12 protein-coding genes are annotated in these 14,718 nt (G+C 60.9%); 8 read left to right on the top strand and 4 right to left on the bottom strand.

The features are described 5' to 3' along the window. Positions 1-11: 11 nt before the first annotated feature. Both pncB and B0W55_RS07440 read right to left on the bottom strand, forming a co-directional pair. On the bottom strand, positions 12-1,217 hold the full coding sequence (gene pncB / locus B0W55_RS07445; RefSeq protein WP_077045370.1) for a nicotinate phosphoribosyltransferase: 1,206 nt from the start codon (positions 1,215-1,217) through the stop codon (positions 12-14). A gap of 190 nt (positions 1,218-1,407) precedes the next feature. Further along, positions 1,408-2,319 carry a LysR family transcriptional regulator gene (locus B0W55_RS07440; protein ID WP_077045369.1) on the bottom strand — a complete coding sequence of 304 codons (912 nt, stop codon included), beginning with the start codon at positions 2,317-2,319 and terminating at the stop codon, positions 1,408-1,410. A 175-nt stretch (positions 2,320-2,494) separates the two neighbouring features. Between B0W55_RS07440 and B0W55_RS07435 the strand changes: the two genes are divergently transcribed. From B0W55_RS07435 to B0W55_RS07400, 8 genes are all read left to right on the top strand, one after another. Next, the gene (locus B0W55_RS07435; RefSeq protein ID WP_077045368.1) at positions 2,495-3,985 is read left to right on the top strand and encodes an aldehyde dehydrogenase family protein; all 1,491 of its coding nucleotides are present in this window, start codon (positions 2,495-2,497) and stop codon (positions 3,983-3,985) included. Between the two features lie 187 nt (positions 3,986-4,172). Then, positions 4,173-5,456: an FAD-binding oxidoreductase gene (locus B0W55_RS07430; RefSeq protein ID WP_077045367.1), complete on the top strand. Its 1,284-nt coding sequence runs from the start codon at positions 4,173-4,175 to the stop codon at positions 5,454-5,456. A gap of 363 nt (positions 5,457-5,819) precedes the next feature. Then, a complete protein-coding gene (locus B0W55_RS07425; RefSeq protein WP_077045366.1) occupies positions 5,820-6,953 on the top strand; it encodes an ABC transporter substrate-binding protein in 1,134 nt (377 codons plus the stop codon). 239 nt (positions 6,954-7,192) lie between these two features. Further along, on the top strand, positions 7,193-8,107 hold the full coding sequence (locus B0W55_RS07420; protein ID WP_077045365.1) for a branched-chain amino acid ABC transporter permease LivH: 915 nt from the start codon (positions 7,193-7,195) through the stop codon (positions 8,105-8,107). Positions 8,108-8,110: 3 nt separating this feature from the next. Further along, positions 8,111-9,394: a high-affinity branched-chain amino acid ABC transporter permease LivM gene (gene livM / locus B0W55_RS07415; protein ID WP_077045364.1), complete on the top strand. Its 1,284-nt coding sequence runs from the start codon at positions 8,111-8,113 to the stop codon at positions 9,392-9,394. After that, positions 9,391-10,263 carry an ABC transporter ATP-binding protein gene (locus B0W55_RS07410; protein WP_077045363.1) on the top strand — a complete coding sequence of 291 codons (873 nt, stop codon included), beginning with the start codon at positions 9,391-9,393 and terminating at the stop codon, positions 10,261-10,263. The genes livM and B0W55_RS07410 overlap by 4 nt, the downstream gene beginning before the upstream one ends. After that, a complete protein-coding gene (locus B0W55_RS07405; protein ID WP_077045362.1) occupies positions 10,260-10,976 on the top strand; it encodes an ABC transporter ATP-binding protein in 717 nt (238 codons plus the stop codon). Before B0W55_RS07410 ends, B0W55_RS07405 begins: the two co-directional genes overlap by 4 nt. A gap of 832 nt (positions 10,977-11,808) precedes the next feature. Next, a complete protein-coding gene (locus tag B0W55_RS07400) occupies positions 11,809-12,579 on the top strand; it encodes an SDR family oxidoreductase (RefSeq protein ID WP_077045361.1) in 771 nt (256 codons plus the stop codon). A 241-nt stretch (positions 12,580-12,820) separates the two neighbouring features. Here the strand turns inward: B0W55_RS07400 and B0W55_RS07395 are convergent, their stop codons facing one another. After that, positions 12,821-13,954 carry an AGE family epimerase/isomerase gene (locus tag B0W55_RS07395; RefSeq protein ID WP_077045360.1) on the bottom strand — a complete coding sequence of 378 codons (1,134 nt, stop codon included), beginning with the start codon at positions 13,952-13,954 and terminating at the stop codon, positions 12,821-12,823. A 165-nt stretch (positions 13,955-14,119) separates the two neighbouring features. Beyond that, the gene (locus B0W55_RS07390) at positions 14,120-14,692 is read right to left on the bottom strand and encodes a HupE/UreJ family protein (RefSeq protein ID WP_077045359.1); all 573 of its coding nucleotides are present in this window, start codon (positions 14,690-14,692) and stop codon (positions 14,120-14,122) included. Between the last annotated feature and the right edge of the window lie 26 nt (positions 14,693-14,718).

The following is a 14,718-nucleotide window of genomic DNA, read 5'->3' as shown; positions in this document are numbered from 1 at the left end:
CTAGAGGCGCTTTAAAGGGCGGCAGGTACTTGGAAAACGTGTCGCAAATAGGCGACGAAATTCGGGTCTTTGCAGTGGGTCTTGCCAGGCTCGTCGGAGATCTTCGCCACCGGCGCACCGTTGCAGGCGGTCATTTTAAGCACGATGCTCATCGGTTCGACACCGGGAATATCGCACGTCAGGTTGGTACCGATGCCGAAGCTGACATTGATCCGCCCCCGCAGCGCGCGAAATATTTCCAGGGATTTGGGCAGCGTGAGGCTGTCGGAGAAGGTCAGCGTCTTGCTCATCGGGTCGATGCCGAGCCTTTCATAGTGGGCGATGGCTTTTTCCGCCCATACCACCGGATCACCGGAGTCGTGGCGCAGGCCGTCGAACAGCTTGGCGAAGAACAGATCGAAGTCGCCGAGGAAGGCATCCATGGTGATGCAGTCGGTCAGAGCGATCCCCAGCAGGCCACGGTACTCGCGGACCCAGCAATCGAGGGCGGCAATCTGGCTGTCGATCAGCCGCGGACCGAGTTGCTGATGGGCCATGATCCATTCGTGGGCCATGGTGCCCAGCGGTTTCATGTCCAGCTCCCGGGACAGGTGCACGTTGCTGGTACCGACGAAACGCCCGGGGAAGTCGTGCTTGAGCACGTTCACCACCTCTTCCTGCACGCGATACGAAAAGCGCCGGCGGGTGCCGAAATCGGCGACCTGCAGTTCGGACAACTCATCGGCGCCGGCATTGGAGGTCAGCCAATCAAACTTGCGATAGAGCTGCTCGCGGGCCTGTTCCAGGACGATTTCCCGGTAGCGATAGCGATTACGCACTTCGCTGACGATGGCCAGCATCGGCACTTCAAACAGGATCACATGCAGCCACGGGCCGCGCAGGCGGATGAACAGCTCGCCATTCTCGATACCGGTGTGGATGTAGCGCAGGTTGAAGCGAAACAGCCCGAGAAACCGCAGGAAGTCAGGCTTGAGGAAGGTGATGCGCTCCAGAAAGCTCAACTGATCGGCACTGAGGCTCAACTCGGCCAGGCGCTCGATCTGGAAGCGGATTTCCGCCAGATAGGGGCGCAGATCTTCACTGTTGCGACAACGAAACTCCCATTCGACTTCGACGTTGGGGTAGTTGTGCAGCACTGCCTGCATCATCGTCAGTTTGTAGAAGTCGGTGTCGAGCAGGTTCTGCACGATGCGATCGGCAAACACACTCTCGCTCATAAAGGGGTTCTCCATATTCAATAGAGACAGTGGCGCATATCAGCGGTGGGTTTTGCCAGCGATTTTTAAGCCAGCGCAGATCCCGGTGGGAGCGGGCTTGCTCGCGAAAGCGCAGTGTCAGGCAACTTCATTGTTGAATGTGAAACCGCTTTCGCGAGCAAGCCCGCTCCCACAGGTGCGCAGTACAACCTTATGTTTTTGGCGATTCAGGGCTGTCGATCTGCTCCAGCATCCATTTCACAAAATCCCGCACCTTGGGCACTTCCGCCGCATGCTCCGGGTACGCCAGGTAGTAGGCATCGGTGCTGGGCATTGCATGCTTCCATGGAATGACCAGTTTGCCTTCGGCCAGTTCTTCTTCCACCAGAAACCGTGGCAACAACGCCACGCCGCAGCCGACCTGCGCCGCGCGGATGCACATGTAGAAGGTTTCGAAGCGTGGGCCGTGGTAGCTGTGTTCGGTGTGGTAGCCCTGGCTGTCGAACCAGTCATGCCAGGCCTGTGGGCGGGAGGCGTTTTGCAGCAGGACCAGGTCGGTCAATTGCGTCGGGTCGGTGAACGGCTCATCGGGCAGGCTGCCGGGGGCACACACAGGCACCAGTTCTTCGCCGAACAGCTTCAGGCATTCGGTGCCAGGCCGCGAACCTTGCCCGAAGTAGAACGCCAGGTCGCTGCGCCCTTGCAGCAGATCGTCGGGCTCCTGTTCGCTGCACAGGTCCAGGTGAATCGACGGATGGCGCAGGCGCCAACCCTTGAGCCGTGGCACCAGCCAGCGCGCACCGAATGTCGGGGGCGTGGACACCCGCAAGACTTCGGTTTCGCCGCCGTAGGAACGCAGGTAATGGGTCGACATCTCGACCTGAGTGAGGATTTTTCGTACCTCGACCAGGTACAAGTCCCCGGCCGGCGTCATTTGCAGGCGTCGGCGTACCCGGCGAAACAGCAAATGCTGCAACAGCTCTTCAAGCTGCGCGACCTGCTTGCTGACCGCGCTCTGGGTCAGGTTCAGCTCTTCGGCGGCCCGGGTGAAGCTCAGATGCCGAGTCACGGCTTCGAAACACTGCAGGGCAGCGATCGATGGCAAATAGCGTTTGTTCAGCATGGGCGGTCCTTTGTTCTTGTCTCTTTATTGCCTGCGATGCACAGCATGAATAAACGGAATGATATCTCTCTTAATGGTCGTTTGTTGAGTAACCTGCGGAGCGCTAAAACTACAGGTCTGATCAGCCGGGATCTTTCGGCTGCACCCGTTCCGTTTTTTGCTTGAGGAGTGACCCATGGTTGCCGCATTGCTTGATCGTCTTGGCGTGAACCCGGCCCTGTACCAGAACGGCAAAGTGCCGGTGCATTCACCCATCGACGGCAGCCGCATCGCCGCCGTGAACTGGGAAGGCGCCGCCGAAGTCGAGCAGCACATCAGTCGCGCAGATCATGCGTTCGAACTGTGGCGCAAGGTTCCGGCCCCGCGCCGTGGTGAGCTGGTGCGCCAACTGGGCGACATCCTGCGTGAATACAAGGCCGATCTCGGCGAGCTGGTGTCCTGGGAAGCCGGCAAGATCACTCAGGAAGGCCTGGGTGAAGTTCAGGAAATGATCGACATCTGCGATTTCGCCGTCGGCCTGTCCCGCCAGCTGTACGGCCTGACCATCGCTTCGGAGCGCCCTGGCCACCACATGCGTGAAACCTGGCATCCGCTGGGCGTGGTCGGCGTGATCAGCGCCTTCAACTTCCCGGTGGCGGTCTGGGCGTGGAACGCAGCGCTGGCGCTGGTCTGCGGCAACCCGGTGATCTGGAAGCCTTCGGAAAAGACCCCGCTGACCGCACTGGCCTGCCAGGCACTGTTCGATCGCGTACTGAAGAATTTCAGCGATGCACCGCCGCACCTGAGCCAGGTCATCATCGGCGGCCGCGATGCCGGCGAAGCCTTGGTCGATGACCCGCGCGTCGCCCTGGTCAGCGCCACCGGCAGCACCCGCATGGGCCGCGAAGTGGCGCCGAAAATCGCTGCGCGCTTCGCCCGCAGCATTCTGGAGCTGGGCGGCAACAACGCGATGATCCTCGGCCCAAGCGCCGACCTGGACATGGCCGTTCGCGCCATTCTGTTCAGCGCCGTCGGCACCGCCGGTCAGCGTTGCACCACCCTGCGTCGCCTGATTGCCCACGAATCGGTGAAGGAAGAAATCGTCACCCGCCTCAAGGCAGCCTATTCCAAGGTGCGCATCGGCCACCCGCTGGAAGGCAACCTGATCGGCCCGCTGATCGACAAGCAAAGCTTCGACAACATGCAGGACGCGCTGGAGCAGGCCCTGAGCGAAGGCGGCAAGGTGTACGGCGGCCAGCGTCAGTTGCAAGACCAGTTCCCCAATGCCTACTACGTTTCCCCGGCCATCGTCGAAATGCCGGAGCAGAGCGACGTGGTCTGCCACGAAACCTTCGCGCCGATCCTGTACGTGGTCGGTTACACCGATTTCAACGAAGCCCTGCGTCTGAACAACGCTGTACCGCAAGGCCTGTCTTCGTGCATCTTCACCACCGACGTGCGTGAAGCCGAGCAGTTCATGTCGGCGGTGGGCAGCGACTGCGGCATCGCCAACGTCAACATCGGCCCGAGCGGTGCGGAGATTGGTGGAGCGTTCGGTGGCGAGAAAGAAACCGGCGGCGGCCGCGAGTCCGGCTCCGATGCCTGGCGCGGCTACATGCGCCGCCAGACCAATACCGTGAACTACTCGCTCGAGTTGCCGTTGGCGCAGGGCATCACGTTCGACTGATTTTCACGTCGTACAGTCATCCCCCTGTGGGAGCGGGCTTGTGGTGAGGGGATTTATTCCCGATGGACTGCACAGCAGTCCCATGGTTTGGGGCCGCTTCGCAGCCCATCGGGGATGAGTCCCCTCACTGCATAGATGATCCACATTGAAATAAGTGTGTTGGTTAGGTTTCTGTTGGAGTCTGGCAATGCCGTTACGCGAAGAGTGTCTGTGGGAAAAACTGACGCCGCAAAGGCCTGACAACGCGGCGCTCAAGGGTGAAGTGACAGTCGATGTCTGCGTCATCGGCGCCGGTTTCACCGGGCTGTCGGCGGCGGTGCATTTGCTGGAACAGGGCAAGACCGTGTGTGTGCTGGAAGCTCATCGCGCCGGCCATGGCGGTTCGGGGCGCAACGTCGGGCTGGTCAACGCCGGGATGTGGATACCGCCGGACGAGATCGAGGCCGGGTTCGGCGAAGCGGTCGGCAGTCAGCTCAACCGCATGCTGGGCGCGGCGCCCGCGCTGGTCTTCAGCCTTGTGGACAAATACAACATCGATTGCCAGTTGCGTCGCGAAGGCACGTTGCACATGGCGCATAACGCCCGTGGCGAAGCCGATCTGCGCAGTCGTGAAGAACAATGGAAACGTCGCGGTGCGCCGGTGGAACTGCTGACCGGCCAGGCTTGCGAGCAGGCGACGGGCACCAAAAAGATCGCTGCCGCGCTGCTGGACAAGCGTGCCGGCACCCTCAACCCCATGGCCTACACCACGGGGCTTGCCAAAGCGGCCATCGGCCTGGGCGGCCAGTTGTACGATCACTCACCGGTCACCCGGCTCGAGCGTCAGGGATCGCGCTGGTCGGTGCAGACTGAACAGGGATCGGTGCTGGCCGAGCAGGTCGTGATTGCCTCCAACGCCTACACCGAAGGCGACTGGACCGAGCTGCGGCGCAATTTCTTCCCCGGTTATTACTATCAAGTGGCCTCGGTCCCGCTGACCGAAGAAGCCGCCCGGCAAATCCTGCCCGGTGGCCAGGGCTCCTGGGACACCCGCCAGGTCTTGAGCAGTATTCGTCGTGACAAGGACGGTCGTCTGTTGCTCGGCAGCCTGGGCAACGGCAACCAGAAACCGACCTGGTTCCTCAAGGCCTGGGCCGATCGCGTCCAGCAGCATTACTTCCCGTACCTCAAACCGGTGGAGTGGGAGTGCACCTGGACAGGGCGCATCGCCTTCACCCCTGATCACTTGATGCGCCTGTTCGAACCGGCGCCGGGCATAGTGGCAGTTACCGGTTACAACGGTCGTGGCGTGACCACGGGAACGGTGGTCGGCAAGGCGTTTGCCGATTACCTGTGTAACGGAAATCCTCAAGCGCTACCGATTCCGTTCGCACCCATGCAGCCCCTGGCAGGGGTGGGGTTGCGCAGTTGTCTATACGAGGCTGGGTTTTCGCTGTATCACGCAGGCCAGTGCTTGCGCATCGTGATCTGATTGTTGAAATATGTTGCTGGAAGCGGCGCTTTTCTGCGCAGCGACTAGCCTGTAGTGGTGCGTGTTGTAGCAGTCCTGCACCACCAGTGTGCAGTTCGGTGACGCGCGTTGTTACAGGCTGGTTGCACGCCGTTTGGTGCCGCGGTTGCAATGATGGCGCAGGCGGGTTGCGCCTTGAAAAATAAATGGTTTCACCTTCCGCGGTTTAGACGGTTGCACGCCCAATGAAAATGGGAACAAAACAGTCGAAATAACAATAAAGCAGCGACTTTTTTCAGAATAAAAAACCGATGGCACGGCCCTTGCTCTGAGCATTCAGTGAAGTCGCAGTGCCAATTAAAAAAAACCTTGGAGCACCACCTCATGTCCCAGACGTTTTACAAGAAAGGCTTTCTGGCCCTCGCAGTGGCTACTGCGTTGGGTGTTTCTGCGTTTGCTCAGGCTGACATCAAGATCGGCGTAGCGGGTCCAATGACGGGCGCCAACGCAGCATTTGGCGAGCAGTACATGAAGGGTGCACAGGCAGCAGCCGATGCGGTCAACGCATCGGGCGGCGTAAACGGGGAAAAAATCGTACTGGTCAAGGGCGATGACGCCTGCGAACCGAAACAGGCTGTGACGGTCGCCAAGGACCTGACCAACCAGAAAGTCGCCGGCGTGGTCGGTCACTTCTGCTCCTCGTCGACCATCCCGGCCTCCGAGATCTATGACGAAGCGGGCATCATCGCCATCACCCCAGGCTCCACCAACCCACAGGTTACCGAACGCGGCCTGAGCGCCATGTTCCGTATGTGCGGACGTGACGACCAGCAAGGCATCGTGGCCGGCGACTACATCGTCGACGTGCTCAAGGGCAAGAAAGTCGCGGTGCTGCACGACAAGGACACCTACGGCCAAGGCCTGGCTGACGCCACCAAGGCCCAGCTGGAAAAACGCGGCGTCAAGCCGGTGCTGTATGAAGGCCTGACCCGTGGCGAGAAAGACTTCAGCGCCGTAGTGACCAAGATCCGTGCCGCCGGTGCCGACGTGGTCTACTTCGGTGGCCTGCACCCAGAGGCCGGTCCTCTGGTCAAGCAACTGCGTACCGAAGGCCTCAAGGACGTGAAATTCATGTCCGACGACGGCATCGTGACCGACGAACTGGTGACCACCGCTGGCGGCCCGCAATACGTCGACGGCGTGCTGATGACCTTCGGCGCCGACCCACGCCTGCTGCCAGACAGCAAGACCGTGGTAGACGCCTTCCGCAAGGCTGGCACCGAGCCTGAGGGCTACACCCTGTACGCCTACGCGTCGGTGCAGGCACTGGCTGCCGCGTTCAACGGCGCCAAATCCAACAAGGGCGAAGACGCCGCTGCGTGGCTGAAGAAAAACCCGGTCAAGACCGTCATGGGCGAGAAGACCTGGGACAGCAAGGGCGACCTGAAAATCTCCGACTACGTGGTTTACCAGTGGGACAAGGACGGCAAATATCACCAACTGGAAAAACAGAAGTAAGGGCTGACTCGATCACCTGAACCCCAGTTCCCTTGTAGGAGCGGGCTTGCCCGCGAATGCGCCGGATCAGTCGACATCCCTGTTGGCTGATACACCGCTTTCGCTGGCAAGCCAGCGCCTGCAGGGGGCGGCGGTGGGCCGGTTGATCGTGATTGACATTGCTCCTACGTATATCTGTATTTTCCTTAGAAGAACCGCACACTTCAGGTGTGCAGGTTCTCATTGCGTGAGATTGCGTTATGGATGGTATTTTCCTGCAGCAACTGGTCAATGGCCTGACCCTCGGGTCGGTCTATGGCCTGATCGCCATCGGCTACACAATGGTCTACGGCATCATCGGCATGATCAACTTCGCCCACGGCGAGGTTTACATGATTTCCGCTTACCTCGCGGCAATCAGTCTGGCTCTGCTGGCATATTTCGGGATTGAATCCTTCCCCCTGCTGATGCTTGGCACACTGATCTTCACCATCGTCGTCACGGCGGTGTATGGCTGGGTCATCGAGCGTGTCGCCTACAAACCCCTGCGCAACTCCACCCGACTGGCACCGCTGATCAGCGCCATCGGTATCTCCCTGATCCTGCAAAACTATGCACAGATCGCCCAGGGCGCCAAGCAACAGGGTGTTCCGACCCTGCTGACCGGTGCATGGCGCGTTGATGTGGGCAGCGGCTTCGTCCAGCTCACCTACACCAAAATCTTCATTCTGGTCGCAGCTTTCGCCGGCATGGCGCTGCTGACCTACGTCATCAAGTACACCAAGCTCGGCCGCATGTGCCGCGCGACCCAGCAAGACCGCAAGATGGCCTCGATCCTGGGGATCAACACCGACCGGGTGATTTCCTACGTGTTCATCATCGGTGCCGCGATGGCGGCCCTGGCCGGCGTGCTGATCACCATGAACTACGGCACGTTCGACTTCTACGCAGGCTTCGTCATCGGTATCAAGGCGTTCACTGCCGCGGTACTCGGCGGGATCGGCTCACTGCCCGGCGCCATGCTCGGCGGGATCATCCTCGGGATTTCCGAGTCGCTGTTCTCCGGCCTGGTCAACTCGGACTACAAAGACGTATTCAGCTTCTCCCTGCTGGTACTCGTTCTGGTCTTTCGGCCTCAAGGCCTGCTCGGCCGTCCTCTTGTGTCGAAGGTGTAAGCGATGTCTTCAACCACTAAAAAAACCATTGATCTCAAAAAAAGTCTGGTTGATGCGATTCTTGCCGGCCTCATTGCCCTGATCGTGTTCGGGCCGATTGTCGGCGTCGTGCTCGATGGCTATGGCTTCAACCTGGAAACCACGCGAGTGGCATGGATCGTCGCCATCGTCATGGTCGGTCGCTTTATCCTGAGCACCTTCCTGCAAACCCCAAAGGGCCTGAAAATCCTCGAAGGTTTCGAAAGCACCGGCTCCGGGGTGCACGTGCTGCCGCCCGACTACAAGTCGCGCCTGCGCTGGATCCTGCCGCTGGTGATCGTGGTCGCCGTGGCGCTGCCGTTCTTCTCCAACTCCTACCTGCTGGGCGTGGTCATCCTCGGGTTGATCTACGTACTGCTGGGTCTGGGGCTGAACATCGTGGTCGGCCTGGCCGGCCTGCTCGACCTGGGTTACGTGGCGTTCTACGCCATTGGTGCCTACGGCCTTGCGCTGGGTTATCAGTACCTGGGGCTCGGCTTCTGGACGGTACTGCCGCTGGCGGCAATCACTGCCGGCCTGGCCGGGTGCATCCTCGGTTTCCCGGTGCTGCGCCTGCACGGTGACTACCTGGCGATCGTGACCCTGGGCTTCGGTGAAATCATCCGTCTGATCCTCAACAACTGGCTATCGCTGACCGGTGGCCCGAACGGCATGCCGGCGCCGCTGCCGACCTTCTTCGGCCTCGAGTTCGGCAAACGGGCGAAGGATGGCGGGGTTCCGTTCCATGAGTTCTTCGGCATCGCCTACAACCCGGACGTGAAGTACTACTTCATCTATGCGGTGTTGTTCCTGGTCGTGCTGGCCGTGCTGTACATCAAGCATCGCCTGGTCAAGATGCCGGTCGGCCGTGCCTGGGAAGCGTTGCGTGAAGACGAAATCGCCTGCCGCTCCATGGGCCTGAACCACGTGCTGGTCAAGCTCTCGGCGTTCACCATCGGTGCGTCGACGGCAGGTCTCGCTGGCGTGTTCTTCGCCACCTACCAGGGCTTCGTCAACCCGACCTCGTTCACCTTCTTCGAATCGGCGCTGATCCTGGCCATCGTGGTCCTGGGCGGCATGGGTTCGACCATCGGTGTGGTCATCGCGGCCTTCGTGCTGACCGTGGCCCCGGAACTGCTGCGTGGCTTCGCCGAATACCGCGTGCTGCTGTTCGGCATCCTGATGGTGTTGATGATGATCTGGCGCCCGCGCGGCCTGATTCGGATCAGCCGTACCGGTGTGACCCCGCGTAAAGGAGTAGCGCCATGAGCGAAGTCGTACTCAGTGTCGAAAAGCTGATGATGCACTTCGGCGGCATCAAGGCGTTGAATGACGTCAGCCTGAAGGTCAAGCGCAACTCGATCTTCGCCCTGATCGGCCCCAACGGCGCCGGCAAGACCACCGTGTTCAACTGTCTGACCGGGTTCTACAAGGCCTCCGGGGGCAAGATCGAACTCAACGTGCGCGGCCAGCAGACCAATGTCATCAAGTTGCTGGGCGAGTCGTTCAAACCGAAGGATTTCGTCTCGCCGAAATCCTTCGCCAGCCGTCTGTACTACAAAATGTTCGGCGGTACCCACCTGGTCAACCGTGCCGGTCTGGCGCGGACCTTCCAGAACATTCGCCTGTTCAAGGAAATGTCGGTGCTGGAAAACCTGCTGGTGGCCCAGCACATGTGGGTCAACCGCAGCATGCTGGCGGGCATCCTCAACACCAAGGGCTACCGCAAGGCCGAAAGCGATGCGCTGGACCACGCCTTCTACTGGCTGGAAGTGGTGGACCTGGTGGACTGCGCCAACCGTCTGGCCGGTGAACTGTCCTACGGTCAGCAGCGTCGCCTGGAAATCGCCCGGGCCATGTGCACCCGTCCGCAGATCATTTGCCTGGACGAACCGGCCGCCGGCCTCAACCCTCAGGAAACCGAAGCGCTGAGCGCGATGATCCGGCTGCTGCGCGACGAGCATGATCTGACCGTGGTGCTGATCGAACACGACATGGGCATGGTAATGAGCATTTCCGACCACATCGTGGTGTTGGACCACGGCGTCGTCATCGCCGAGGGCGGCCCCGACGACATCCGCAACGATCCGAAAGTGATTGCCGCTTACCTGGGCGCCGACGAAGAGGAGGTGGTATGAGCCAACCCATCCTCGAACTCAAGGAGCTGGACGTGTTCTACGGGCCGATCCAGGCCCTGAAGAAAGTCTCGCTGCACATCAACGAAGGTGAAACCGTCAGCCTGATCGGCTCCAACGGCGCCGGCAAGTCGACCTTGCTGATGTCGATCTTTGGTCAGCCGCGGGCGGCGGACGGGCAGATCCTTTATCAGGGCGTGGACATCACCCACAAGTCGTCGCACTACATCGCCTCCAATGGCATCGCGCAGTCGCCGGAAGGACGGCGGGTGTTCCCCGACATGACCGTCGAGGAAAACCTGCTGATGGGCACCATTCCGATCGGCGACAAGTATGCCAAGGAAGACATGCAACGCATGTTCGAGCTGTTCCCGCGGCTCGAAGAGCGGCGCAACCAGCGTGCGATGACCATGTCCGGCGGCGAACAGCAAATGCTCGCCATCGCCCGCGCCCTGATGAGCCGGCCGAAACTGCTGCTGCTCGACGAGCCGAGCCTGGGCCTGGCGCCGATCGTGGTGAAACAGATTTTCGCCACCCTGCGGGAACTGGCCAAGACCGGCATGACCATCTTCCTGGTCGAGCAGAACGCCAACCACGCCCTCAGGCTGTCGGACCGGGCCTATGTGATGGTCAACGGCGAAATCCGCATGACCGGCACGGGCAAGGAACTGCTGGTGAATGAGGATGTACGTAACGCCTACCTGGGCGGACACTGATCTTCAATGAAGTACCCGCAGCCCCGACGAGCAATCGTCGGGGCTTTTTTTGTCCTTTCAACACACCCCAAAACCTGTGGGAGCGGGCTTGCTCGCGAAAGCGGTGTATCAAACACCTTTAATGTCGACTGACACGCCTTCTTAGCGAGCAAGCCCGCTCCCACATTTGTCTGGGCCCGATTGTGGACAACAAATTTTCCATGCTCCCAAACCGCGACATAAAGCCGCTGCAAATAGCTGTTTTGTCACGGTTTTGACTTGTCCCCGTTTGCTGTGGAGCCGGCTGTGAATAACGTGGGAGTAGCTGGCTGAGAGCCTTTGAATTCGCGGCTTGCAGCGCCATGGTTGTTTTTTGATCAGGGGTTTTTACACGGCCGGAGGCACGGTTTGTCAACTCTTTTCTTGAGGACGGATCAGCCGTAAACGGGTGTGAGCAAGCCTGTGGATAAGTCTGTGGTTAAACTCTGGAAAGACCGGGCTGAAGGCCGTAGTTACTGGCTTGCGGCCATCGTCGATTTGACTGTCCGCAACGCCGATCTGCGATGGGCTACACAATGGGGTAATGAGGGTCAAGCGAAAAAGTTTTAAAAACCCGCGCAAAGCCTTGTGGATAGCGGCTTTCAGCTTTTCGACTTGCCCCCGGATTGTGTGGATGGGGCTGTGGATAACGTGCGTGCATATCGCTGCAAGCCACGTTCTATGGGACGTTGACCAGTTTGATTGTTTTTTGAACAGCGTCTGCGGAGGTTGCCGCTCTGGTCAAGGCCGGGCATGCTGCCCGCTGATTGTCCATTCCACTGGCTGACCCCTCAGCCACCGCTAGGAGAACACGATGTCCAACACCCTGTTTATTACCGGCGCGACCTCCGGTTTTGGTGAAGCCTGCGCCCGTCGTTTTGCCGAGGCTGGCTGGAAACTGGTGCTGACCGGCCGTCGTGAAGAACGCCTCAACGCGCTGTGCGCCGAGCTGTCGAAGCAGACCGAAGTGCACGGCCTGGTACTCGACGTGCGTGATCGCAAGGCCATGGAAGATGCCATCGCCAACCTGCCGCCCACCTTCGCCACGCTGCGCGGGTTGATCAACAATGCGGGCCTGGCCCTGGGGGCGGATCCGGCGCCCAAGTGCAGCCTGGACGATTGGGACACCATGGTCGACACCAACATCAAGGGCCTGATGTACAGCACTCGCCTGTTGTTGCCGCGCTTGATCGCCCACGGGCGTGGCGCCGGTATCGTCAACCTGGGTTCCGTCGCCGGCAACTACCCGTACCCGGGCAGCCATGTGTACGGCGGTACAAAAGCCTTCGTCCAGCAGTTCTCCCTGAGCCTGCGTTGCGACCTTCAAGGTACGGGCGTGCGCGTCAGTAACCTCGAGCCGGGCCTGTGCGAAAGCGAGTTCTCGCTGGTGCGTTTTGCCGGTGATCAGGAACGCTACAACGCCACCTACGCCGGTGCCGAGCCGATCCAGCCGCAGGACATTGCCGATACCATTTTCTGGATCCTCAATGCCCCGGCGCACATCAACATCAACAGCCTGGAGTTGATGCCGGTCAGCCAGACCTGGGCCGGGTTTGCGATTCATCGTGAGAGTGGCAAGGCGTAAGACCGCGTAACGGCCATTCGCGAGCAAGCCCGCTCCCACAGTGTTTTGTGCTGACCATGAATGTTGTGAACGACACAAATCCACTGTGGGAGCTGGCCTGCCAGCGATGACGGTGTGTCTGTCACTTTTGATGTTGGATATGCCGGCCTCTTCGCGAGCAAGCCCGCTCCCACGTGTTCAGCGGCGAACACGTCACACAACCCATGTGGGAGCGGGCTTGCTCGCGAAAGCGGTTGATCGGTCAACGCAGATAATCGGCCAGCCCGCGATAACAGGTCGCCAGGTGATAGGGCGTGGTTGACGGCATATCACGCCGACTTACTTCCCCCTGCTCATCGCGACACTCATACCATCCCCCCGCATGCAGCGAGCGCTGCTGCAACGCCTGCAACTGATGCATCACCGCCGCCTCGCTGTCCGGGCGCAGAGTCAATGCCCGCAGATATTCCGCCTGCGCCCAGATACGCTGGGTTGCGTCTCGCGAACCGCCCTCGGGGCCAAGATCGAGCATTGCCCGGACCGCGCCGGTCTGTTGATCGACGCCCAGTTGCTCGGTAAAGGCAAACGCACGCTCCAGTGACCCATGCAGTTGGGTCCCGCGCAGCACATCGGACGATTGCAGCAGGAAATACCACTCGAACTGATGCCCCGGCTCGAACCAGTTATCCACAGCACCCAGCGGCTTCTCCATCAGCACACCGTGCTGCGGATCGATGAAGCGCTTGTGCATGGCTGTGCATAACTCGATCAGCGCGCGTTGTACCGCCAGGTCATCGCGCACCGACAGCGTGGCCAGGAAGGCTTCGGCCAGGTGCATCAGCGGATTCTGCAGCGGCCCGCTGCTCAGCGACGACCAGTCTCGGTCGAGAACGGCGTCGTAGAGGCCATCGCCGGTGGCGAAACGTCGTGCGATCACCTCCAGGGCGGCGTTGAGTACCGATTCCACCAGCGGCTCGCGGACCTTGTCCCAGTAATGGGCGCAGGCGAACAGGATGAAGGCGTGGGTGTAGAGGTCTTTGCGGGTGTCTTGCGGTGCGCCTTGCGGGTCGATGCTGTAGAACCAGCCGCCGTGTTCGGCGTCGTGGAAATGCCGCTGCAAGGAGCGGAACAGCGCCGCTGCCCGTTCTTCGGCGGCCGGTACCTGGCCGATCAGGCTGGCGAACAGATACAACTGCCGGGCGCAGGCCATCGCACGGTAGCGCTGGGGGGGCAGGGGGTGGTGTTCGGCGTCCAGGGCCTCATAGGGCAACGCCATGTCGGCATTCCAGCCAGGACCTTGCCAGAGCGGCACGATCACGTTCAGGAAGTGCTGCTGCACCGAAGTGAACAGAGCGGTCAGTTCAGGCTGGGAGGCGGAGCGGGAAGCATGCGGCATTGGCTGGCGTCGTCACGGCAGGGTTGATTGCGCGACATGGTAGCAGGCCTGAGCGCTGTGTTGTCTGTCAGGCCGCTTTCGCGAGCAAGCCCGCTCCCACAGGGCACCGCGTTCAACTGTGGGAGCGGGCTTGCTCGCGAAGGCGCCGGTTCTGGCGCTAACGAATCAACCCGCCAGCAACCAAACCCCAGTCGCCGCCGAAGCCGCACCCGCCAAACGAACCAGCGGAGCCGCCGCCTGAGGCAACACCCGCACCACGGCATAACCCGCCGCATGCAACGCCGCCGTCGCCGCTACAAACCCCGCCGCGTACGCCCAGGGGCTCGACATGTCCGGCAATTCCAGGCCATGGGCCACGCCATGGAACAGCGCAAACAGCGCCGTCGCGACAACCGCCATGCTCAACGGCGGACGCGCCGCCAGTGCCACTGCCAGGCCCAGCGCCAGTACGGAGGCGGCAATGCCGCTTTCCAGTGCCGGCAAATTCAGCCCTTCAAACCCCAGCAACCCGCCAAGGAGCATGGTGCCCACGAAGGTCGACGGCAGCGCCCAACGCGCCGCACCTTTTTGCTGCGCCGCCCACAGGCCCACCGCCAGCATCGCCAGCAGATGGTCGAGCCCACCGATCGGGTGGCCGATGCCGGCGATCAGGCCATTATCGCTGTGTCCCGGGTGGGCGAAGGCGATGGCCGGGGTCAGCAGCAGGGCCATGGCGCCCAGAATGCGTTTCAGTGTCATGGGTAAGCTTCCTTGTTGATCAGTCG

This window comes from Pseudomonas sp. KK4 (genome assembly GCF_001984065.1).
Lineage (GTDB): Bacteria > Pseudomonadota > Gammaproteobacteria > Pseudomonadales > Pseudomonadaceae > Aquipseudomonas.
The sequence above is the reverse complement of the archived record's forward strand: the minus strand, read 5'-3'. Positions and strand labels throughout refer to the sequence as shown.